This is a genomic window from Pseudomonas californiensis (assembly GCF_021147775.1).
GTDB classification, from domain to species: domain Bacteria; phylum Pseudomonadota; class Gammaproteobacteria; order Pseudomonadales; family Pseudomonadaceae; genus Aquipseudomonas; species Aquipseudomonas californiensis.
This window is the reverse complement of sequence record NZ_JAGTPK010000009.1, coordinates 145,485-165,739: the sequence shown is the minus strand read 5'-3', so window position 1 is coordinate 165,739 and position 20,255 is coordinate 145,485. Positions and strand designations below refer to the sequence as shown.

Annotated in this window: 21 protein-coding genes, 1 tRNA gene and 2 pseudogenes; 9 read left to right on the top strand and 15 right to left on the bottom strand. The window is 58.5% G+C overall.

The window, feature by feature from the left end:
- The first annotated feature begins 43 nt into the window (after window positions 1-43).
- The 6 genes from KDX37_RS11435 (at window position 44) to KDX37_RS11410 (ending at window position 7,723) form a co-directional block, all read left to right on the top strand.
- On the top strand, window positions 44-1,375 hold the full coding sequence (locus tag KDX37_RS11435; RefSeq protein ID WP_231652809.1) for an ABC transporter substrate-binding protein: 1,332 nt from the start codon (window positions 44-46) through the stop codon (window positions 1,373-1,375).
- A 4-nt stretch (window positions 1,376-1,379) separates the two neighbouring features.
- Window positions 1,380-2,156, top strand: coding sequence for an ABC transporter ATP-binding protein (locus KDX37_RS11430; RefSeq protein WP_231652808.1), 777 nt, complete (start codon window positions 1,380-1,382; stop codon window positions 2,154-2,156).
- Window positions 2,157-2,341: 185 nt separating this feature from the next.
- Window positions 2,342-3,544, top strand: coding sequence for an SfnB family sulfur acquisition oxidoreductase (locus tag KDX37_RS11425; protein ID WP_231652807.1), 1,203 nt, complete (start codon window positions 2,342-2,344; stop codon window positions 3,542-3,544).
- Window positions 3,545-3,560: 16 nt separating this feature from the next.
- Complete coding sequence (locus tag KDX37_RS11420; protein ID WP_231652806.1) at window positions 3,561-4,001, top strand: acyl-CoA dehydrogenase; 441 nt, start codon at window positions 3,561-3,563, stop codon at window positions 3,999-4,001.
- 4 nt (window positions 4,002-4,005) lie between these two features.
- On the top strand, window positions 4,006-5,445 hold the full coding sequence (locus KDX37_RS11415) for an LLM class flavin-dependent oxidoreductase (protein ID WP_231652805.1): 1,440 nt from the start codon (window positions 4,006-4,008) through the stop codon (window positions 5,443-5,445).
- A 517-nt stretch (window positions 5,446-5,962) separates the two neighbouring features.
- On the top strand, window positions 5,963-7,723 hold the full coding sequence (locus tag KDX37_RS11410) for a tannase/feruloyl esterase family alpha/beta hydrolase (RefSeq protein ID WP_231652804.1): 1,761 nt from the start codon (window positions 5,963-5,965) through the stop codon (window positions 7,721-7,723).
- Window positions 7,724-7,885: 162 nt separating this feature from the next.
- On the opposite strand, the gene KDX37_RS11405 is transcribed toward KDX37_RS11410, so the two are convergent.
- Window positions 7,886-7,959, bottom strand: a tRNA-Cys gene (locus tag KDX37_RS11405).
- 363 nt (window positions 7,960-8,322) lie between these two features.
- On the opposite strand from KDX37_RS11405, the gene KDX37_RS11400 reads away from it, so the two are divergent.
- Window positions 8,323-9,609, top strand: a complete 1,287-nt coding sequence (locus KDX37_RS11400; RefSeq protein ID WP_231652803.1) for a DUF2254 domain-containing protein — start codon at window positions 8,323-8,325, stop codon at window positions 9,607-9,609.
- A gap of 45 nt (window positions 9,610-9,654) precedes the next feature.
- Here the strand turns inward: KDX37_RS11400 and KDX37_RS11395 are convergent.
- Both KDX37_RS11395 and KDX37_RS11390 read right to left on the bottom strand, forming a co-directional pair.
- Window positions 9,655-9,810: pseudogene (locus tag KDX37_RS11395) on the bottom strand (helix-turn-helix domain-containing protein); the annotation flags it as partial.
- A gap of 213 nt (window positions 9,811-10,023) precedes the next feature.
- A complete protein-coding gene (locus KDX37_RS11390; protein WP_231652802.1) occupies window positions 10,024-10,368 on the bottom strand; it encodes a DUF6388 family protein in 345 nt (114 codons plus the stop codon).
- A 390-nt stretch (window positions 10,369-10,758) separates the two neighbouring features.
- On the opposite strand from KDX37_RS11390, the gene KDX37_RS11385 reads away from it, so the two are divergent.
- Window positions 10,759-11,427 (top strand): lytic polysaccharide monooxygenase auxiliary activity family 9 protein, encoded by a 669-nt coding sequence (locus KDX37_RS11385; protein WP_231652860.1) that lies wholly within the window; start codon window positions 10,759-10,761, stop codon window positions 11,425-11,427.
- Window positions 11,428-11,604: 177 nt separating this feature from the next.
- Here the strand turns inward: KDX37_RS11385 and KDX37_RS11380 are convergent, their stop codons facing one another.
- The 11 genes and pseudogenes from KDX37_RS11380 to KDX37_RS11330 all read right to left on the bottom strand — a co-directional run bounded on the left by KDX37_RS11380 (window position 11,605) and on the right by KDX37_RS11330 (window position 18,874).
- Window positions 11,605-12,132, bottom strand: coding sequence for a hypothetical protein (locus KDX37_RS11380; protein WP_231652801.1), 528 nt, complete (start codon window positions 12,130-12,132; stop codon window positions 11,605-11,607).
- A 445-nt stretch (window positions 12,133-12,577) separates the two neighbouring features.
- The gene (locus KDX37_RS11375) at window positions 12,578-13,612 is read right to left on the bottom strand and encodes a site-specific integrase (protein ID WP_231652800.1); all 1,035 of its coding nucleotides are present in this window, start codon (window positions 13,610-13,612) and stop codon (window positions 12,578-12,580) included.
- Complete coding sequence (locus KDX37_RS11370; RefSeq protein WP_231652799.1) at window positions 13,613-13,828, bottom strand: DUF4224 domain-containing protein; 216 nt, start codon at window positions 13,826-13,828, stop codon at window positions 13,613-13,615.
- Between the two features lie 79 nt (window positions 13,829-13,907).
- On the bottom strand, window positions 13,908-14,642 hold the full coding sequence (locus tag KDX37_RS11365; RefSeq protein ID WP_231652798.1) for a metallophosphoesterase: 735 nt from the start codon (window positions 14,640-14,642) through the stop codon (window positions 13,908-13,910).
- 48 nt (window positions 14,643-14,690) lie between these two features.
- The gene (locus KDX37_RS11360) at window positions 14,691-15,185 is read right to left on the bottom strand and encodes a hypothetical protein (RefSeq protein WP_231652797.1); all 495 of its coding nucleotides are present in this window, start codon (window positions 15,183-15,185) and stop codon (window positions 14,691-14,693) included.
- Between the two features lie 58 nt (window positions 15,186-15,243).
- Entirely contained in the window at window positions 15,244-15,411 is a 168-nt protein-coding gene (locus KDX37_RS11355) for a hypothetical protein (protein ID WP_231652796.1), read from the bottom strand.
- The gene (locus KDX37_RS11350; RefSeq protein ID WP_231652795.1) at window positions 15,408-16,241 is read right to left on the bottom strand and encodes a hypothetical protein; all 834 of its coding nucleotides are present in this window, start codon (window positions 16,239-16,241) and stop codon (window positions 15,408-15,410) included. Before KDX37_RS11350 ends, KDX37_RS11355 begins: the two co-directional genes overlap by 4 nt.
- Window positions 16,242-16,290: 49 nt before the next feature.
- Complete coding sequence (locus KDX37_RS11345; RefSeq protein ID WP_231652794.1) at window positions 16,291-16,914, bottom strand: hypothetical protein; 624 nt, start codon at window positions 16,912-16,914, stop codon at window positions 16,291-16,293.
- Between the two features lies 1 nt (window position 16,915).
- On the bottom strand, window positions 16,916-17,113 hold the full coding sequence (locus KDX37_RS11340; protein ID WP_231652793.1) for a hypothetical protein: 198 nt from the start codon (window positions 17,111-17,113) through the stop codon (window positions 16,916-16,918).
- A complete protein-coding gene (locus tag KDX37_RS11335; RefSeq protein WP_231652792.1) occupies window positions 17,110-17,409 on the bottom strand; it encodes a hypothetical protein in 300 nt (99 codons plus the stop codon). The genes KDX37_RS11340 and KDX37_RS11335 overlap by 4 nt, the downstream gene beginning before the upstream one ends.
- Window positions 17,410-17,614: 205 nt before the next feature.
- Window positions 17,615-18,874: pseudogene (locus KDX37_RS11330) on the bottom strand (DNA-methyltransferase).
- An 88-nt stretch (window positions 18,875-18,962) separates the two neighbouring features.
- Here KDX37_RS11330 and KDX37_RS11325 point away from each other — a divergent pair.
- Window positions 18,963-19,157: a hypothetical protein gene (locus KDX37_RS11325; RefSeq protein ID WP_231652791.1), complete on the top strand. Its 195-nt coding sequence runs from the start codon at window positions 18,963-18,965 to the stop codon at window positions 19,155-19,157.
- 12 nt (window positions 19,158-19,169) lie between these two features.
- Here the strand turns inward: KDX37_RS11325 and KDX37_RS11320 are convergent, their stop codons facing one another.
- Window positions 19,170-20,201 carry a DNA-methyltransferase gene (locus KDX37_RS11320; protein WP_231652790.1) on the bottom strand — a complete coding sequence of 344 codons (1,032 nt, stop codon included), beginning with the start codon at window positions 20,199-20,201 and terminating at the stop codon, window positions 19,170-19,172.
- Window positions 20,202-20,255: the final 54 nt, after the last annotated feature.

Here is a 20,255-nt window from a genome sequence, read left to right as displayed (position 1 = left end):
AAAACCAAAACCATCCGTACGCACAACTCCAAGGAATACACTCATGAAACACCGAAAATCCCTGCTGCGCCTGGCGCTCGGTCTGGCCCTGCTGGGCTCTGGTCTGGCTGCGACGGCTCAGGCTGCCAACGAGCAGTATTTCCCGTTGCAGAGCTATCGGGTCGGCCCTTATGCCGCAGGCGGCACCGGCTTTTTCGGTGGTTTCATCGACTATCTGCAATACGTGAACGCCAAGGGCGGAGTCAACGGCGTCAAGCTGACGTGGTCGGAGTGCGAAACCGAGTATGTGGTCGAGAAGGGCGTCGAGTGCTACGAACGCCTCAAAGGTGGCTTGAATGGTGCGCCAGCCGCAGCGACCAACCCGCTTTCGGTGGGTATCGCCTACGCGACGCTTGAGCGCTCCACCGCCGACAAGCTGCCGCTGATCACCATCAACCACGGGCGTACGGATTCAACGGATGGCAGCGTCTTCCCCTACGTATTCCCGCTGCAGCTCAACCCGTATTCCGAAGTCTCTGCCATCGTCAATTACATCGGTCAGCGCGAAGGCGGCGCAGCATCGCTCAAGGGCAAGAAGATCGCGGTGCTGTATCACGGCTCGCCTTATGGCAAGGAAACCAACGGGGTGCTGGAAACCCTGGCGAAGAATTACGGCTTTGAGTTGACCACCCTGGAAGTGCCGCACCCCGGCAACGAGCAGCAATCACAGTGGCTCAACATCCGCCGGTTGAAGCCGGACTGGGTCATCCTGCGCGGCTGGGGTGTGATGAATCCGGTGGCGTTGAAGTCGGCGCAGAAGGTCGGTTTCCCGGTGGATCACATCATCGGCAATATCTGGAGCAACTCTGAAGAAGACGTGATCCCGGCCGGTGCCGCCGCCAAGGGTTTCATTTCCATTACCACCCACCCATCCGGCACTGACTTTCCGGTGCTGCAAGGCATCAAGGACGCCGTGATCGACAAGGGGCAGGGCAACCTGGCCGACGCCAAGCGTTTCGGTACTGTTTATTACAACCTCGGCGTAGTGAACGGCATCCTCAACGTTGAAGCGTTGCGTCTGGCGCAGGCCAGATTCGGTGAAAAACCGCTGACCGGCGAGCAGGTCCGCTGGGGCTTCGAGCATTTGAACCTGGACGACGCCCGCTTGCAGGCGCTGGGTGCCAAAGGGCTGGTCCAACCGTTGAAACTGTCGTGTGCCGACCATGAGGGCGGTGGCGCGGTGCGTTTCCAGCAGTGGGATGGCCAGCGCTGGAACCTGATCAGTGACTGGGTGCAGGCTGACCGTGCATTGCTGCGGCCCATCATCGAAGCTTCTGCCGCGCAATACGCCAAGGAAAAAGGCATTACCCCTCGCGATTGCAGCAAGGAGCAATAAGCCCATGAGTTCGATCCCGTCCCCAAGCGTATCTGCCCGAACGATCCTCTCAATGGAGCAGGTCGAGGTGTTTTACGAGCAGTCCATACTGGCCTTGCGCGGGATCACTCTGCAGGTTCGGCAAGGTCAGATGGTCGCGCTGCTGGGCGCCAATGGCGCGGGCAAAAGCACCACGCTCAAGGCGATTTCCAACCTGGTGCGCGCCGAGCGGGGAGAGGTGGTCAGCGGTCAGATTCATTACCTGGGCGACTCGATCACCCGCACCGACCCTTCGGCACTGGTCCGGTCAGGGTTGGCGCAGGTGCTGGAAGGACGCCATTGCTTCACGCACCTGAGCGTGGAGCAGAACCTGCTGGTGGGCGCGTTTGTGTCCAGGCCGTCGCGGGCCGAACTCAAGGCCAGGCTGGAGAAGGTCTATGGCTACTTCCCCAGGCTGCGCCTGTTGCGCAAACGTCTCACTGGCTACACCTCGGGCGGTGAACAGCAGATGGTCGCCATAGGTCGGGCACTGATGTCTGCGCCCCGGCTGCTATTGCTCGACGAGCCGTCCATGGGACTGGCGCCGCAGGTGGTGGAGGAGATTTTCGACATACTGGCCCGGCTCAACCGTGACGAAGGGTTGAGCCTGCTGGTGGCCGAGCAAAACATCAACCTCGCGCTGGATTACGCGCATTTCGGCTATGTGCTGGAGAACGGGCGGGTGGTCGATTCGGGGCTGGCAAGCGAGCTTGCCGGGCGTGAAGACATTCAAAACTACTACCTGGGAGGCGCGGCGCACTGATCGCGTTGCTGTTTCTCCAGCAACAGTCTTTGAACAATCTGCGTCATGAAACGTCGCGATAGCTCTGCTTTCACGGCTTAATGCCCCGGTTTACGGGGCAAATGATTTGGGCACGGGCTGTGCACTGCATCAGATAACGCGTGTTGATTGCTATCAACCTGTTGCTGACGATCAGGAGCCAGTCCATGACCCAAACACCCATCCTCCCGCAAAAGGCCCATGTCATTACCTCGGACCTCGAAGCCATCGAAGTCGCCCGAGGTCTGGCCAGCCGTTTTGCCGAAGAAGCCTCGGTGCGTGATCGCGAACGACGCCTGCCGGTGGCCGAACTCGATGAGTTTTCTGCCAGTGGCCTGTGGGCGATTACTGTGCCCAAGGCGTACGGCGGCGCAGGCGTGTCCTACGTGACCGTCGCTGAGGTGATCAAGATCATTTCGGCCGCCGACTCATCATTGGGGCAGATCCCGCAGAACCATCTGGGCGTGCTGGACGCCTTGCTGCATACCGGTACCGAAGAGCAGAAGCGCCATTACTTCGGCAAGGTGGTGGCCGGTTATCGTTTTGGTAATGCGTTTTCGGAGTCCAAAAGCAAAAACGCAGGGGCCTTTCAGACCCGTATTCGCTTCGAGGGCGAGCAGGTGGTACTTGATGGCGAAAAGTTCTATTGCACCGGGGCGTTGTTCGCCCACATCGTACCGGTGGCGGGTGTCGACGAGCACAACAAGGCGTTCATCGCCTTTGTCGAGCGCGACAATCCGGGGCTGACCATCATCGACAACTGGGACGGCTTCGGTCAGCGCACCACCGCCAGTGGCGGCGCGCTATTGAAGAATGTGCGCGTACCACTGAGTGCCGTGATCCCGGTGCACAAGGCGTTTGATGAACCCACGGCCGACGGACCCATTTCGCAGATCATTCAGGCGGCCGTGGATACGGGAATCGCGCACGGCGCCTTTGAGGAAACCCTCAAGCATGCGCGGCTGGCACGGCCCTGGATCGACAGCAAGCAGGACTTCGGCTGGCAGGACCCGTTCAGCCTCGCAGCCATTGGCGATCTGCAATGGCGTCTGCACGGCACGGATGCGATTCTGGCCAGAGCCGGGCAGGCCATCGATCAGGCACTTGCCGCGCCCAGCGAAGCCAGTGTCGCGCATGCCTCGGTGATCGTGGCTCAGGCGAAGGTTCTATCGACCCGGATTGCCTTGCTCGCCAGCAGCAAACTGTTCGAACTGGCCGGTACGCGCTCGGTGCTGGGCAAGCTCAATCTCGACCGTTACTGGCGCAATGCCAGAACCCACACGCTGCATGACCCGGCGCGCTGGAAGTACCACCTGATCGGCAACCATGTACTCAACGGTGTCGAGCCCCCGCGCCACGCCTGGAATTGATCGAGGAGCCCTCACCATGTCCCATCCGGTTATCACCACCCAACTGTCGGTTGCCGCAGACGATCTGCAGCACGCCCGCGAGGGTTTGCAGCAGATCCTGAATGACCTGCGTGAATACGGTCAGCCGTGGGCGCTGAGCCAGCTGCAGAGCATCGTCGAAGACCCGTATGTGATCAGCAAGATCGGCGATCTGCAGATTCGCATCGAAGTCGCCGCCGCGCTGCTGGAACGCGCCCAGACCCTGATCGGTTTGCCCGAACAACGCCTGATTGCCAGCACAGAAGCCGTCATTGCCAGTGCCGATGCCTTGCAGGCAGTCGGCAACATCCAGCATGAACTGACCGGCAAGCGCTTGTCGCTGCCGGCGCAAACCGATCGCGAGCCGCTGCGCTGGCACTATCAGGTGCTTGGCAATTACCGCCTCAACGGTGTGCTGCCGCCTCAGCTTCAGGAGTGATTGAATGTCTCGTCAAATCCGCCTCAATGCCTTCGACATGAACTGCGTCGGCCATCAATCGCCCGGCCTGTGGGCGCACCCGCGTGACCGCTCGTGGCAGTACAAGGACCTGGAATACTGGACCGATCTGGCAAAGATCCTCGAGCGCGGCAAATTCGACGGCCTGTTCATTGCCGATGTGCTGGGCATCTATGACGTCTATCAGGGCAATGGCGAAGCCGCGATTCGCCAGGCGACCCAGGTGCCGGTCAATGACCCGCTGCAGTTGATCCCGCCCATGGCGCTGGTCACAGAACACCTGGGGTTTGGTCTGACGGCGTCGCTGTCATTCGAGCATCCATACCCGTTCGCCCGCCGCCTGTCGACACTCGATCACCTGACCAAAGGCCGCGCTGGCTGGAACATCGTGACCTCGTATCTGGAAAGCGGGGCGAAGAATCTGGGTCAGAAAACCCAGACCGAACACGATGCGCGCTACGACTATGCAGAAGAGTACCTGGAGGTTTGCTACAAGCTCTGGGAAGGCAGCTGGGAGGACGGTGCGATCCTGCGGGATCGGGAGCGGCGGGTGTTCAGTGACCCGAGCAAGATTCATGAAATTCACCACGTTGGCAAACACTTCCAGGTCCCCGGTATTCACCTGTGTGAACCGTCGCCACAACGCACGCCCGTGCTGTATCAGGCAGGCGCTTCCAGCCGTGGCAAACAGTTCGCTGCCGAGCATGCCGAGTGCGTGTTTGTGGCGGCCCCGTCGAAAGTGCTGCTGAAAAAAATCGTGGCCGATATTCGTCGGCGAACTGCCGAGGCCGGTCGTGACCCTTCAAAGGTGCTGATCTTCAACCTGCAGACAGTGATCCTGGGCGAAACCGACGCCAAGGCCAAAGCCAAATTCGAGGAATATAAAAGCTGGGTCAGCTACGAGGGCGCCATGGCACTGATTTCGGGCTGGACCGGCATCGACTTCAGTCAGTTCCGGCCGGACGAGCCGCTGCGGCACGTTCATACCAACGCCATTCAGTCGGCAGTGGAGACGTTTTCGACGGCTGATCCCGACACTGTCTGGACTCCGCAGGCGCTGGCCGACTGGGTCGGCATCGGGGGTTTTGGTCCGCTGTTCGTCGGCAGCCCGGAAACCGTGGCCGACCTGTTGCAGGAATGGGTCGAGGACACCGACGTCGATGGCTTCAACCTGGCCTATGCGTTGACCCACGAAACCTTCATCGATGCGGTCGAGTTGCTGGTGCCGGAGCTACAGAAGCGCGGTGTCTACAAGACCGAATACGCCCAAGGGACGTTGCGCGAGAAGCTGTTCGGCGAAGGTCCGCGCCTGGAAGCCAATCATCCGGGCGCCGGGTTTCGAGATCTGGCGGCACTGCAACGCAAAGCGGCCGAGTCTGCGTTCGAGCAGCAGCGCAGCCGTCAGGCGCAGGCGCAGGCGCTGTAGCACGGCCGTGACAGGCAGGACAGGCAGGACAGGCCTCGCCCGGATCCTCAGCCGATAACCCATGCCGTAGAGGAATGGATCGGGTCTTGCCCACGGCAGACCTGTTCCAGCCTGCGGCGCAGGTTGTGGTCGTGACTGTCCAGATCGTCTCCAGCCACCCAACGCCTTCCAACAAGCCGAACCTGATTGCCTCTCGGTTGCTCCGATGATGCCCGGCGCTCCCATTGCGCCGCTATCACGCATTAAACCCTCCCTAATGTGCTGACCCACTGCTGCATGCGGTCTGCACCGGTCGCTGTACAGCGCCTGACAGGACCTGATAACCCTGCGCCTGACCGAGAAGAGCAACCGGGTTACCCTATGCACGGTTATGGGGTGACTGGAACTGTTGAGGTTTTTCCCCGATACCGCTTGATTACCGCGTGGCTTGCACGTTTTACCTGCAACTGTGTCGGGTTCAGCGAACCGTGTGTTCGACCCACGCTGCAGGTTTGATCCTCAATGAACAGGAGTTCTCATGAGACCCACATTACCGACAGGCGCAAGTGCGCTGGTGTTATTGACCGCCTCGGTCTTCGTCCAGTTGCCGGCGCTGGCCAGTACCTCAGCGCCAGGCGGCGTCGACGCTATCGCTTCGCTCGCTGTGGTCAAACCGGTCAGCGCGTGTGCCGGGCTGACCCATATCGAGCTCAGTGATATTGGCGGGGAGGGAAGTCGGGTTCTATCGGCCAGCGAGGTCACGAGAGACGGGCGCAGCCTGTGTGCCGTGCAGGGCACGCTGGCGCCGGAGATTGGTTTCCGGCTGGAACTGCCGACCAATACGTGGGCGCAGCGCTATCTGCAGGTTGGCTGCGGCGGCCTGTGTGGGCATATCAATACCAACGTCGGGGCGGCGGAAGGCTGTCAGCCCCTCGATGCCGGCGCGTTTGCCGTGGCGTCGACCGACATGGGCCATAGAACGTCAGACAGCCACTTTGGCGATGATCCGCAGAAAAGGGCGGACTTCGCGTACCGTGGCGTGCACCTCACTGCGCTGGCGTCGAAAAAGCTGATTCAGGCGTTCTATGGCCAGAAAGCGGCTTACGCTTATTTCACCGGCTGCTCCGACGGTGGGCGCGAGGCATTGATCGAGGCTCAGCGCTACCCGGATGACTTCAACGGGATCATTGCCGGGGCCGCTGCGCTCAATTTCCAGGTCCAGAAAGTGATCTATCACGGCTGGATGGCCCGCGCCAATACGGGACCGGACGGCAAGGCAATTGTGCTTGCTTCACGCTTGCCGCTGCTGCACAAGGCGGTGCTGGAACAGTGCGACGTACTGGACGGCCAGATTGATGGCCTGATCGCTGATCCGCGTATCTGCCACTTTGACCCTGCCGTGCTGCAATGCAAGACGTCGGCAGATACCAGTCAGTGCCTGAGCATTGAAGAAGTGGCCGCCGTGCGGCGTTTCTATGAAGGGCCACGTGATCCGGACAGCGGCGAGCGCCTTGTTATCGGCGGGCCGCAGCCTGGGTCAGAGTTGTCGTGGGCGGGTGTGCTCGTGCCGATGAATGCCGACCAGCCCATTGTCAGCGAGCAAGTTGCGCTGGAGGCAATTCGCAACGTGTCGTTCGAGAAAAACGTCCCGGCAGATTTCAAACTGTCCAACCTGCGCTTCGATAAACAGATGCTCGACCAGCTTCGTCCCTTGCATGCGTTATACGACGCGACCAACCCGGATCTTTCGCGGTTCGCGGATGGCGGCGGCAAACTGATCCTCTGGCATGGCTGGTCAGATCCGCGTGTATCGCCGCTCAATACGCTGGCGTACCACGAGGCGGTCGAGGCACATATGGGCAAGGCGCGTACCGAAGCGTTCACACGGCTGTACATGCTGACGGGTGTTTACCATTGCAGCGGCGGCGATGGGCCAAGCCTGGTTGATCTGCTGACGCCGATGATGGCCTGGGTCGAAAAAGGCCGAGCGCCGGATGCGGTGGTGACGAGGCAGGCCAGACCTGATCAGGCCAGTACCTTTGGCGCGCCGAACGGCAATGCCGGCAAGCCCGCACGCGAGCGCAAGGGTCAGCAACCGACGTTTCTTGCTCGGGAAGATGTGGCCAACAGGGGGCGAACACGCCTGGTTTTTCCGTACCCGTTCATGGCTGAGTACGACCACAAAGGTTACTCGAAGCGAGCCAGCAGTTACCGGCGTGCAGCGCCGTTGACCACCGAAAAAACGCCGAAATGGGCGGGCTCGGACTTCTTCCAGCCTTATGTGCCGCTGGAGCGTTAAGAAAGCTGACAGTCCGCGGCTCGCAGAAACCCTGCGGGCCTGCCGTCAGCAAGCCGAGTTTTCAGGTCGCGCCTTTAATGACAGCCCACGCCGTCAGTCGAGTTCACTTTTCTGAATGCATTAAAAAACCCCGTAGATTGAAGTCTACGGGGTTTTCAAGAGTGGAGGCCGAGGTCGGAATCGAACCGGCGTAGGCGGATTTGCAATCCGCTGCATAACCATTTTGCTACTCGGCCTCAAACATCCGATGCTCAACTTCAGCATCAAACGTGGTAACTTTTCAGAAGCAGCTATTTCAGTGCTTCTAACCCGTTGAATCTTAAGGGTTTTTTTCAATCCCCTAGTCGGGAATGGACGCAATTCTCTACTGCTTCGAAGGGCATGTCAAGAACGACGCGTAAAAAAATCGCCATTCGAGGCCCGTTGGGCAGCTTGGCCTTGGCAGTCAGCGCGTTGAGTATCGCCTGAACTCGTATTCAGCACATTGGAATTATCGACAGGCCGCAACGCTCCAACAAGCTATCGCGCCGATATCCGGTTCAGGTACTCCAGCGGCGTGTCCAGCCGGGTCCATGCGAAGAACTGTTGAGGATTAACGAATGGGAACGCAGTGGCGCTGGTTCTTGAAGGACATGGTCAAGCAGTTGTGGTTCAGGGCGACGGTGTTCTCTTTGGTGGGGGTGCTGAGTGCCTTGCTGGCGATCGCTTTTAAAGACTATGTCCCCGAGGGGCTGTCGATGGCGGTAGGCTCGGATGCGGTGGACAAGATTCTGGGGATTCTGGCTTCCAGCATGCTCGCCGTCACAACGTTTTCGCTGAGTACCATGGTGACGGCCTACGGCTCGACCAGCAGCGGTGTGACGCCGCGTGCAACGACGCTGATGATGGAAGACTCGACGACGCAGAATGCACTGGCGACCTTTATCGGCTCGTTTCTGTTCAGCCTGGTTGGCATCATCGCGCTGAGCACCGGCGTGTATGGCAATCAGGGGAGGGTGCTGTTGTTCGGCGTGACCATCGCGGTCATTGTGGTGATTGTGTACACGCTATTGCGCTGGATCGATTACCTGTCGAGGCTGGGTCGAATCGGCGACACGATCGATCTGGTCGAACATGCCACAGTGACCGCCATCGAACGGCGAAACGAGCAGCCCACCATGGGCGCCTCTCCTTATCCTGCGACCTTGCCGGAAGGCTTGCAGCTCATCGCATCGCCTGAAACTGGCTATCTGCAGTTCGTGGATGTGAAGGCATTGGGCGCTGTCGCTCAGCAGCAGGGGCTGGCGATCTATGTACCGGTCGTTCCTGGCAGCTTTGTTGCGCAGGGCGAACCGCTCGCTTATGTACAGTTGGCGACAGGACCGAACCCCGATCAGTCACATGATCAGGACCTTGAAAAACGAGTCCGTCTGGCTTTCACCCTCGGTGTGAGGCGGGTCTTTGAACACGACCCGAGGTTTGGTCTGGCAGTGCTGTCTGAAATCGCTTCGAGGGCATTGTCTCCTGCTGTGAACGACCCTGGCACGGCCATCGACGTGATTGGCCGAGGCGTCAGGACATTGGGCCGCTGGGGGCGTGAAACGCCTGGCGAATCACATGAGACGTCCCTATGCTCAAACGTCTTCATGCCTTCACTTGAGGTGGCAGACCTGTTTGAAGATTTCTTTTCACCCATTGCCCGAGATGGCGCGGCGCTGATCGAAGTCAGTGTCCGCCTGCTCAAGGCGCTGGGCAGCCTTGCCCGCATGAACCCGGAATTTTCAAGCGTGGCGGCGCGTCAGGCTGCACATGTGCTCAGTTATTCGGATCACGCGCTGGTGCTGGACGAGGAAAAGCAGACACTGCGCCGCCTGGTGTCCGATCTTGGATTGTCGGGTCAGAGATGACCGTCCATGGTCGCTGTGATCACACGCTGTCAGGCCAGCAGGGGGCAGATCAACCCCGCGCGCATAGCGCAGCAACAAGGCCGAGCCGACCTGCTCTTCAAGCTCTGCAATGCGTTTGCTGACCGCTGACACCGCCAGGTGCAGACGTTCAGCGGCGCGGGTAAGGTTGCGCTCTTCGGCAACAGCGATGAAGACGTCCATGGTGATGAGGTCGTAGCGCATTCAATCCGTACCTTTCGATGTATCCGGCGCAGGATACCTGTCAAAAGCACGCGCGGGTAATGCCGGACGTTGATCGTTTTTCAGCGCCAGCGACTTCACTGGCTTTCGGCGGCAGGATCAGCCTGACCATGTAAAGCCATAGCCGGTGCAGTGGACTGCGGCTCCTCAGCTGTTGATTGCTGAGTATTCGGATCAGGCTGTTTTGCCGGGCGAAGAGAAGAAAGCACTGCGCAGCCTGGCTATTGAGTTCGGATCGTTGGCGGACGAGTAATCAGAGTTCTTGCGGCGACGGGCTTCGCGCAATTGCTCCAGTTCGTCCGGGGTCCGGGCCAGCAGCCGCAGGGCAAAATCCTGAGGGCTGGTATCGCGCTCCTGTGCTGCGCGCAAAAACGCTGTGCGGGCATGTTCGGCACGCCGCTCGCTGACGAACAGACCGCCTGGGTGGCGGTTGAAGTTGGCCAGCTCCTGCTGGAGCTGTTCGTTACGACGAATGAATACGTCAAGCGCCTGGGTGACATAGGGGTCCGTAAAGGGCATGTGCATCTCTCCATGAAAATATCGACCGCTATCCCTATCGGCGGCCGCGCCCAAAAGTTGCGTGCAGTTCGTCGGGTCGAAAACTTTTTTCTGATCACATGATACCGATTGGGCCTTTATCGCCGTGCCCGGTGATCGCTCAGGCCGGGTATGCCAGTGGCATGAAAAGCGGTTTTTAAAGCCAGAAACCAGATACCTCGCAGATCTGTCAGCTACCTCATTCGGACGATCATTGATTCAATCATCCTGGCAGGCATCGCAGGGCTGATCTCAATGATTGAGGATAGGAAAATGAAGCGAATCACCCATGAACATCCAGTCATCACTACGACGACAACCGTCACGTTCAACCCCACAAAGATAGTCACTGCAACAACGACGGCTGCGTCGATGCAAACTCCTGCGCCCTCCAGGCCGCGTTCAAAACCGAAATTTCACGGACGAGTAATCTTGCCCGCCAGCCGAGGTTCGCAAGCGGTAGACCTGGGCCTGCTGGAGGACTGGGAACTCAACGAGATGGAAGGTGGAAAGAATTTTCCGGATAAGACAGGAGGCACTTTCCCGGGTTTTCCCAGTGATGCAGTGAGTGGCGTACCACCGCTTGATGGGTTGATTCTGAGTGGCGGCAAGGACGATCACCGGATCTGCATCAATTTCACCGACGCGGAGCTTGATGAAGCGGTGCGTGCGAAGCATCCCGAGTCCTCCTATTCAGCTGGCTGGAATCGCATACCGGTCGCACCTAGAGCGTTTTTTCCAGTGGTATGGGAATACACCGCAGCTCATATCACGCGTGGTTACCACTGGTTTATCACCAAGGACGGTTGGGATGAATCGACCCGTATCACGCGCGCTCATCTCGAACCCGAGCCTTTCTATGCAGACCTTTACCCCTATGAACGCTTTGATCAACACAAGGACGAAATGATCGCCAAGGTTTTTCACTCGGTTTACCTGCCCGGCGACAAGCAAGGACATCATGTGATTGTTCTGGCCTGGATTGTTGCGGATACAGGGGCTGCGTTCTATCAGGCTTTCGACGTTGAGTTTCCGGCATGAGGTGCAGCGGGAGGCAAGACTGTGATCGGCGCTGAGTTCTTGGGTGTCTGATACGGGAAGGAACAGCCTTTGAACCAATCGGCAGGCGTATTCAGTTACCGTATCAGTTGGCGAACGCGTTTTAAAGGAACGGTGCGCGCGCAGATCGTTATCGGTCTGTGCACGCCTGAAATCAGATTATTTGGCTGCCTTGATGTCGGCGATGATCCGCTTCGATAGCGCGTCGAGTTGCTTCTCGGTCATGGCCGAGAATACGCCCTGCCACGCGGTGGACTTGGTGTTGTAGACGTTTGACCCGATCTGCTGGCCGGTTTGCGTGTCGACAAAAATGATTGTGGAATTGACCCACGCATTGCCGGTCATGGCGCCTGCGGCGTATCGCGCGCCCGACGAGATGTAGCGGAAGGTTGAAACATCCACTTTCAACAGTATGCCTGGGCGAGGCGCGGGTGCACGGTCAACTACCAGCAGGTTGTATCCCTCGGATGCGGCTTCACGCTTGAGCGATTCAGACCAGGTCTTTTGCAGCAATGGCCAGTCTTCGTGGGCCAGCACCTTGGCGCTGCCATCAAATTCGACTGCCAGGTTCTGTTTCGAAGACGCGTTGATGCTGAGATCACCCGGGCCGCTGCGCTCCACCGTAGCGGCGCAGCCGGTCAGCAAAACCGAGAAGAAAAGACAGGCCAGTGTTCTTGCGTTTGGCATTTGTTGTATCCCTGCAGTGGTTTATCCGTGATGGGGGGGGGCGTGCTGGCTGACCCGTTGAGCCGTACCGGGTGACATCATACGTCAGGGCATCATCAGTCAATTGTGATTGACCACAGGCATGACGGTCTGGAGGCGCGATTGAGTCCTCAACGGGGCGTGAAGGGATCTGTGGCCAAGGCATTGCGGAGTGCTGCCGTTTTCCTGCCAATAATTCCTGCCAATAAAAAGGGCCTGCGCACCGAAAGCACGCAAGCCCTTGTTACATATTTGGTGCCCCGAGCCGGGGTCGAACCGGCACGTCCAAAGGACGAGGGATTTTAAGTCCGTAAATTTATCCTTTATAAACAGATGGTTAGCAATAATCATGCACCGCATGACACGTTAACTACCTGCCTTGCAGCCCTTTAAATTCAAGGGGGTAAAAATAATTGCGGTGCAGAATTCACCTGGTTGGAGTGACCTTTTTCCCGATCCTTTTGCGGATGTAGTTCTCGGTCATCACTACGGTGGTGTGCCCGAGCTGATCGCGGGCTTGAAGGATATCGCCGCTCGATTCAGCCTTATCCGTGCCGGCTTTCGCTCGCAGGTCTCGCATCTGAAACTCTCCCTTCTCGACACCGGCCGCCTCGCGTGCCGCATCAAATCTCCCCCGCAACATGCTGCTCGTCATAGGCTGCCCGTTATCCATAACGATCAGCCTGGAGGTGCGGATCCTGTGCCCTTCCTTTCTGGTCATAATGCGGTCAATTACCACCTTCAGCTCACCTGTAATTTCAATCCTCCTTTTTGCATTCGTTTTGCCTTGCTGAACCCAGAGCCTGCCGTCGCGTATATCGCGCTCATCCATTTTCAGGGTATCCGCAATCCGCTGCCCGGTCAGATAGAAAAGGTCCAGGGCATCGCGCAGAGGTTGCTCCGCATGGCCGTAAACCACGGCAAACATTTCGTCCTCGATGTAATGGTCTCGCCCGGCTTCTTTGTGGCCCTTGACGCCCGCGCACGGGTTGGCCAGCGCCGTATAGCCCGCGCTCCTTGCAAAATTCCAGATTGCACTCAGTAGCGCCTTTTCCCTGTTTGCTCGGACAGGGGCAGTCTTGCCGCGCTGGCGCAGGTACTGCACGACGTGTTGAGGTTCGATCGCTTCCAGCGGTGCTGGCGGATCGTCGAAAAACTTCAGCAGTTGCTTTAGCTCCCTGGCGTTGTCTTTCTGCGTTGCCGGGCTTTTGGTCGGCACGACCTCAGCCATGTATTTCTCCGCGACATACGCGAAGGTCAGCACCTGCTGTACGAGGGCTGATGATGTTCGGCTCTTCTCCAGCTTGGCGTACTCGACGATCGCCATGCCATAGTCAGAGCCAAGTGGGATTTCCTTTCGCGGTGAACCTCCGATGTCATAGTAGTAATAGACGACCCCGCTGCGCTGTTTACGCTTTCTGAGGCGTGTGACGCTGTCGGGATTAATCGGCTTCCTTCCCATTTATCCCGCCAGCCGTGGCTGCCATTTAGGTTTGCCTGTACTCGTAGCGGTCACGGCTTCACCAGTCAGCGCTGATGCGATGACGCAAGGCCATCCACTTCGCTTTATGGTGTGACGAATTCCGTTCCGCTTTAACACTAATACTTGCCCGGCTTTCGTTTTGGCACCGGTTAGGATGCATACCTCTTCATGCGACAGAAAATGAATTTCGTCCATAAGTAGCTCCTGCAGCCGCTCAGGACTGCCAATTTTAGATATTTCGATGAATGCGGGCCGCGCTGGGCGGCGGAAGGGGTTATTCCCAGTCGTGACTGATCAAAGGGTTGATCGGCGGGTTGCATTGAAGCGTTGTCAGATCCAGTAGCGTGAAGTGGCCATCCATCCAGCCTGCCGTATCGATGTGGTAGACGTTTCCGAGGATCGCGGGCTGGCGAAGTGGTGTATGACCTACGACCAGCGCCTTGATACCTGAAACGCCAGAGGCGTCAGCATCTTGAATCCGGTTGCGCGACCACATGCAGGTGTTGTGCACCAGCTTTAATCGCTTTCGGGTCAGCGGGCTTTCTAGCTCAGCACGCAGCTCATCCCATGATGCGAATGGGCAATCAGCGTGGACGATGCCGACCAGTCCGCCTGCCGTCTCAACCTCAATGGCGATTGGCAGCTCGTCGAACATGACTTGATAGTTCAGCTGCTCGTCCAGCGGCAGGCCGATGAACCAGGTGCCGCCGTTGTACATCCAGTTGCCGATGTCGCAGGTATCGAAACGGCATACGTAATCGTCATGATTGCCACGCACTGGGTGAAACCACGGCTTGTTCAGCCACTTGATGACCTCTTCGCACTCCGGACCCCGGTCAACCAGATCGCCAACGCTGAACAACCGATCAACTGCAGGGTTGAATCCAGCGGCATCCAGAGCGGCCTGCAGCCGGGTGAAGTGCCCGTGTATGTCGCCGACCGCGAAATCCCGGCCAGCCGTGTTCTCGGCGAAGCGCTTGACGCGCACCACCTCTATTGTTTCGAGCATGCGGATTCCTCGCCCGCCGGTCACCGGCAGGCTCTGTAGGGAAGGGGGTTAGGCGGCGTCAGAGCTGGATTCGGGAATATCCTCGAACGTGTAGGTCTTCACGACGCGCTCCTCAATTCCTGAGACCTTGATGAACTTCGCCTCTTCCACCCATGGATAGGCGTCTGGCTCGGCGTGCTTGCCGCCGCCGCTCATCTGACAGAAGGCAAGGGCGCGACCATCTGGAAGAATGAAGGCTTTAACGTCGACCTCGTAGTTTCGTTCCCAGCTGTAGTGGCACCATGATGGAATGCTGGGGGCGTCAACTGCTCCATAGCGCACCTCGTTAACCGCATCATCGTGCGAGCTTTCATCGTAAAGCTGATCCAGCTCCTCGCCAGACATGGACGACAAGTCTTCAAGCGTGACCAAACCATTTGGCGCGTCACGCAGGCTGTCGTACTTGTAGCCGAACGCGTCGATTCCATGATGCATAACCAATAGCTTGGCCAGCTGCCTTGCTGTAAGTGAATCAAGGGACTTGTGAATGCTTTCTTCAGGCATGACTTCGTCCTTGCCGCACATGCGGCTGACATTGAATTGATTGAAGTGGAGAGGGGGTTTACTTGCTCTGCTTCACAGCTTCGATGGCGCAGGCTTTGCCGTATTCGAGGATCTGCTCAAGCGTGTATCCCGGCACTTGCCGATCTGGTTCCAGGAAGCCGGTATGTCGCGGCGGGTGAGGGAGGGTTGCCGGGCGCTGGATCAGGTCAAGCTGTTGCTCGGTCATGGCTCGATACCGTTCAGCTTGGCTCGGGCCTGCCACGCAACCCAGCAGTCCTCAATGACGGTGCTGTGGTATTCGCCGGTTGCGAATCTGCCCATATGCTGGCTCGGATAATTGCTCAGAACCCACTTCTCAAACTCTGCCCGCTCATCCACCTTCGCCGTGGCGGGCTGGGCGTGGCGGTAGAGCGCAACTATCTCTGAGCACGCAGGTTTGCAGTTGATTGCTGTTGAATCGTGGCTGGCGGCCATTTCACGACTGGGATGCAGATAAGTCCCGTAGCGACCATTCCGATATGTCGAGTAGCCCACCGGCTCTCCCTGCTGATCGGCTGGTTGCCCGGCAGCAAACAGGGCCAGTGCACCGCAGATGTCCGTCAGCATCATGGACAGGTTGGCCACGTCAGCGGCGTACTCGCAAATGCCGTCGCTATCCCCGTCCTTGACGGACCTTTGGAGTTTCCCGAGGTGGTAATAGATTTCCAACAGGCAGGTATCGGCCGACATGGATAGCCAGCCCGGCCGGTCGCCTTTGTTTGAGTTGGCGTGCAACTCCTTTTCCATCATGGCTAGAAAGGGCTTTAGGACTTCGGCGTACTTGCCCGAATAATGAAATACCGGCTTTGCAACCTTGGCGAGGTATTGCGCTCGCGCATAAAGGCCGTCTGGTATGTTTACTGCAGCCTTCAGAATAGCTTGCGTTACTTCGGGCAACCCCATTTCAGATATAGGCGTCATAGTTTCACCATAGGCTTGGATTGGTAGGTTTTTTCTCCAACGCAGGAAAATTCCTTGGGCTTGAAGAACCTCCCCCAAAAACCCCGGACGACCCAAGATTTCATTCCCGGCGAATCTTGACACCAGATGCGGATCGTTTTCCTGCTCATACCTGCTCCCCTTCGGCTGGCTTGGACAGGGCGCTGAAATCCCAAAACCTTTTTACGCTTGCGCAGACATCGGCCTCAAGCTCTTCATGCTGAGCGCTGGAAAGTGCGCCCGTGTCGATAACCGCTTGCATTTCCGCAATGGCGAGCCTGTAGTTTTCTTTAAGCTCAGCATTCCGCCCCTTGAGCTGGTCGCGCTCTTTTTCGGTTCCAGTCAGCTCGTTGCGAAGTCGTTCGATCTTTTTGACTGCGTTGTCACGGTAGGTCGTAACCTCACCTGCATGCGCTTTCAACCGCTCAATCTCGGCCTGTAGCGGGGCGAGGTGGGCGCGCAGATCTTCTTCAGCTTTTCGGGCTTTTTCGAAATACTCCCTGCCGCCGTTGTTTGCGTCGTCACGTACAGCGTTCCTCATAACACTTATGAGGCCGTCCAGCTCCCCGCCGAGCGCTGGCGGTTGAGGGGCGGGGGCTTCTAAAATCGCTTTCAGCTCACTAAACGCCGCGCCGTGCTCCATGCCGGAAAGCTGATCGCCGCCACCGTTCAAGCTTCGATAAAGCAGCTCAAGAAGGCGACGGTGTACTGGAAGCACCGGCACGCCGGGGGTTTTGGTTTGGTCGGTCATGTCATTCGCTCCAGCAGCTCAGTTCTTCATCAATCTCTTCGGCGGGCTCACCAATTTCGTCGAGCCTGCCGTCGTATTCGTAGTTTCCGAAAATCACCGAGCCAGTTTTCCAGCAGAACGCCAGGTCCTTGGGCTTCCACCAGCCCATGGTCTTGCGCATGTGCAGGGCTGCGAGAAGAATCCAAATGATTTTCCTCATGACCGCGCTCCCTGTTCGTCTGCAGATGGCGAAGCAGTTCCAAAAGCTCGGTTAAGGGACTGTTTAGCGACAAGTTTCATTGCCCCTAAGCCAGAGCCCTTAGCGCAAACTGCAATGATGCGCAGGCCGGATTCAAGCTCAGTAACTGCAGCCCGCAACCCATCCCGCTCATGCGACACGTCGGCCAGTTGCTGGCGGAGGATTTCAAAATCCGCCACCTCAACAACCTGACTGGTATCGTCGTCCATGACGCCGCCTCGAATGATCGAAGCTTCGTGGGTGGTGAATTCGTTCATGCTGATTCCTTCGCGCGCTGCGCATATTTGGCCTGACGCTGCTTCGAGCAGGCGGTGTGGTTACCATGGGCCCGGTATCGGGTGCAGATGTCGCAGCGACCGTCAGGGGCGAGCCAGGGTGTAGGGTTGGATCGGGGCGGGGTGCGTCGTAATGCGGGCATGGCTTCGCCTCGCCGGGGTGGCGTGAGTCGCTGAAGTGGGGTAATTAAGCGCTGAACAGGGTGAGCTGCTGTTCCTGCAGGTGCCGCTCTTGCTGCCTGGTCTGGCTCTTGGCCTGCGCGTAGGCTATGCGGGCTTTGGCGATCGCCATGTACGCGGCGTCCTGCTCAATCCCGACGAAATCGAAGCCTTCCAGCACTGCCGCTTTGCCGGTGCTGCCTGAGCCCATGAACGGGTCAAGCGTTTTTCAACCAAGGGGTGTGACCAGGCGGAGCAGGTAGGCCATCAAGTCCGTGGGCTTCACCGTGGGGTGATTGTTGCCCTTCGTTTCTGTCGTCTCGACCTTGCGCAGCCTGGTGCCCATCTTGAACTGGGGGCCGGGGTCGATAAGACCTTCGTGGCGATCGGCCCGGCTGGTCTTCGCGCAGTAGAAGAAGCGGGCGGCGCTGCCTGAATCATGGCGGCGCTCACCGGGCCTCATCTTGAAGCCGACAACTCCAGCGTTTTCACTGTCAGCAGATGCTTCCGTGCCGCGACCTCGCTTCATTACGCCGTAAGCGTTCTGCCCGGCGCGCTGGGTGTCTCTAGTGCTTGCATCAGCGAGCTGCCCAGGCGCGTCCGGAAACATGGCCAGCACCGCATCACTACCGTCATGAATGAGATTCGCTGGCCAGCGCCCCGGCTTCATCGCGCCGGTAAATTGCGCATCCTGCTTATAGGAACCGGTAGCGTTCACCAAATGTCCGGGAGCCATGCGCTTCTTGGAGTACTCTCCGCCCTGAGCGTCCTCGCCGTGAATCCGGCAAGCGTCGATATTGATCGCGCCAGTACCGTGCCGCTCGACGTTTGCCGCAACTGTTCCGAGGAACGGCTTGCGGGCCATGCAGATAGGCTCATGCGCGGGCTTCAGCGCGGTGCCCCAACCCTCGTGCTCGCCCTTGAGGTTATGCGACTTTGGGAATCCGCTGCCGAACACCCACATAATCTGGTCGCGGATCTCGAAGCCTGCCGCCTCGATTCCCATTGCCATATGGTGATAGGTGCGAGCTGCGGCGAACGAAAGTAGGTGGCCGCCGGGCTTCAGTAACCGCAAGCATTCGATCCATACGTCTGCGCTTGGAACCTCCCCATCCCATTCAAGCCCCATGAATCCCTTCATTACAGAGCCTTGGGTCGCTGCGCTTCTGCCGCCCGGCCTTGCACTTGTTAGGCCATAGGGCGGGTCGGTCACAATACTGTCGATGGAGTTCGAAGGCAGGCCGCGCATCACCTCCAGGCAGTCGCCAAGGTGCAGTTCGTAATTCATATTTACTCCTGGCAGCAGTGGTCGCTGATGTGCTGACGTAAATTTTTGGAAATGATCTACGCTCTCCGCTCCACAAGGAGGGATACAGATGAGCGAAGGCAGGGAAGTAGCGTTGTTAGCGGCGCTGAAAGCTGTGATGGCCACAGCCGCGGATCGGGGTTTTGATATCGATGAGCTGACAGAAGCCGCAGCGGAACGTTTGATCGCTGCCGCGGGCCGGTATCCGCGCCGATCATCAGCTGCGATACACGAGATTGAGCTGGCGGCTGATGCGGTGGCGTAGGGCGGTCTGTATTTAGGCCGCTGGTACCGAATCGTGAAACACATCCATCTGTGCGGCGCCATCCAGCCAAGCCGCGTCGATCCGTGCGCGCGCCAGCGCTGCATACTCCGGGTTCAGCTCACAGATTATCGACCGGCGACCTTCTTGCATTGAAACCAGTGATGTGGTGCCGGCACCGCCGAATGGGTCCAGCACCACGCCGCCGCGCGGTGCTCCGGCCAAGATGCAGGGCCTGATCAAATCAGGCGGGAAGGTTGCAAAATGGGCTTCTTTGAATGCGTGCGTCGCCACTGTCCAGACGCTGCGCTTGTTGCGCGTCGCTGTGTCGTAGGAGCTTTCGTCCCGGTCAGGTCGGTGCGTGCCTTTTGACTGTCCGGGAATGGGCTGCTCCCGCTTCGAATCATCACGCTTGAAGCTGTCGCGCTTTGCACGTTCAGCATCATCCTTGTGGAGCGCACCGGTCAAATTGGCGGGCTCTCTGATTGCGTCGCTGTCGTAGTGGTACCGCCGCGACTTGCTGAGCAGGAACAGGTATTCGTGAGCTTTCGTGCAGCGGTCGCGCGTCGACTCCGGCATGGGGTTCGGCTTGTGCCAGATTATGTCCTGACGCAGATACCAACCATCATCCTGCAGCGCGAAAGCGAGACGCCAGGGCATGCCCATCAAGTCCTTCGGTTTGTACTCGGCGTGCGTTGTCGCTTTGGATTTGCGTTGGCTTGCCATCACCTGGCGCTGGCTGATTGTCGAAACTCCAACCCCCATGTCGTCCCGGCCATGTGCACCCCAGCTACCGGCGTAACTGTCGCCCATGTTCACCCAGATCGTGCCGTCAGCACGAAGTACTCGGCGCACTTCCCGAAACACGTCGACCAGTCGAGCGATGAACTCGGACGGGGTTTCCTCCAGGCCGATCTGACCTTCTACGCCGTAGTCACGCAGACCGTAGTAGGGCGGGCTGGTCACGCACGTATGCACGCTTTCATCTGGTAGCGTGCGCATTATGTCGATGCAGTCGCCGACCAATATTCTGTGTTGCTGGGTCATGCTCCGACTCCATGCGAAGGGAAATGGTCTACGCTCTCCGCTCCACAAGGAGGG

What these genes read in the sequence shown, in the direction of transcription:
- KDX37_RS11435 (WP_231652809.1), top strand. Translation starts at nt 44, where the DNA reads ATGAAACACCGAAAATCCCTGCTGCGCCTGGCGCTCGGTCTGGCCCTG.
- KDX37_RS11430 (WP_231652808.1), top strand. Translation starts at nt 1,380, where the DNA reads ATGAGTTCGATCCCGTCCCCAAGCGTATCTGCCCGAACGATCCTCTCA.
- KDX37_RS11425 (WP_231652807.1), top strand. Translation starts at nt 2,342, where the DNA reads ATGACCCAAACACCCATCCTCCCGCAAAAGGCCCATGTCATTACCTCG.
- KDX37_RS11420 (WP_231652806.1), top strand. Translation starts at nt 3,561, where the DNA reads ATGTCCCATCCGGTTATCACCACCCAACTGTCGGTTGCCGCAGACGAT.
- KDX37_RS11415 (WP_231652805.1), top strand. Translation starts at nt 4,006, where the DNA reads ATGTCTCGTCAAATCCGCCTCAATGCCTTCGACATGAACTGCGTCGGC.
- KDX37_RS11410 (WP_231652804.1), top strand. Translation starts at nt 5,963, where the DNA reads ATGAGACCCACATTACCGACAGGCGCAAGTGCGCTGGTGTTATTGACC.
- KDX37_RS11400 (WP_231652803.1), top strand. Translation starts at nt 8,323, where the DNA reads ATGGGAACGCAGTGGCGCTGGTTCTTGAAGGACATGGTCAAGCAGTTG.
- KDX37_RS11390 (WP_231652802.1), bottom strand. Translation starts at nt 10,368, where the DNA reads ATGCCCTTTACGGACCCCTATGTCACCCAGGCGCTTGACGTATTCATT.
- KDX37_RS11385 (WP_231652860.1), top strand. Translation starts at nt 10,759, where the DNA reads ATGCAAACTCCTGCGCCCTCCAGGCCGCGTTCAAAACCGAAATTTCAC.
- KDX37_RS11380 (WP_231652801.1), bottom strand. Translation starts at nt 12,132, where the DNA reads ATGCCAAACGCAAGAACACTGGCCTGTCTTTTCTTCTCGGTTTTGCTG.
- KDX37_RS11375 (WP_231652800.1), bottom strand. Translation starts at nt 13,612, where the DNA reads ATGGGAAGGAAGCCGATTAATCCCGACAGCGTCACACGCCTCAGAAAG.
- KDX37_RS11370 (WP_231652799.1), bottom strand. Translation starts at nt 13,828, where the DNA reads ATGGACGAAATTCATTTTCTGTCGCATGAAGAGGTATGCATCCTAACC.
- KDX37_RS11365 (WP_231652798.1), bottom strand. Translation starts at nt 14,642, where the DNA reads ATGCTCGAAACAATAGAGGTGGTGCGCGTCAAGCGCTTCGCCGAGAAC.
- KDX37_RS11360 (WP_231652797.1), bottom strand. Translation starts at nt 15,185, where the DNA reads ATGCCTGAAGAAAGCATTCACAAGTCCCTTGATTCACTTACAGCAAGG.
- KDX37_RS11355 (WP_231652796.1), bottom strand. Translation starts at nt 15,411, where the DNA reads ATGACCGAGCAACAGCTTGACCTGATCCAGCGCCCGGCAACCCTCCCT.
- KDX37_RS11345 (WP_231652794.1), bottom strand. Translation starts at nt 16,914, where the DNA reads ATGACCGACCAAACCAAAACCCCCGGCGTGCCGGTGCTTCCAGTACAC.
- KDX37_RS11340 (WP_231652793.1), bottom strand. Translation starts at nt 17,113, where the DNA reads ATGAGGAAAATCATTTGGATTCTTCTCGCAGCCCTGCACATGCGCAAG.
- KDX37_RS11335 (WP_231652792.1), bottom strand. Translation starts at nt 17,409, where the DNA reads ATGAACGAATTCACCACCCACGAAGCTTCGATCATTCGAGGCGGCGTC.
- KDX37_RS11325 (WP_231652791.1), top strand. Translation starts at nt 18,963, where the DNA reads ATGAGCGAAGGCAGGGAAGTAGCGTTGTTAGCGGCGCTGAAAGCTGTG.
- KDX37_RS11320 (WP_231652790.1), bottom strand. Translation starts at nt 20,201, where the DNA reads ATGACCCAGCAACACAGAATATTGGTCGGCGACTGCATCGACATAATG.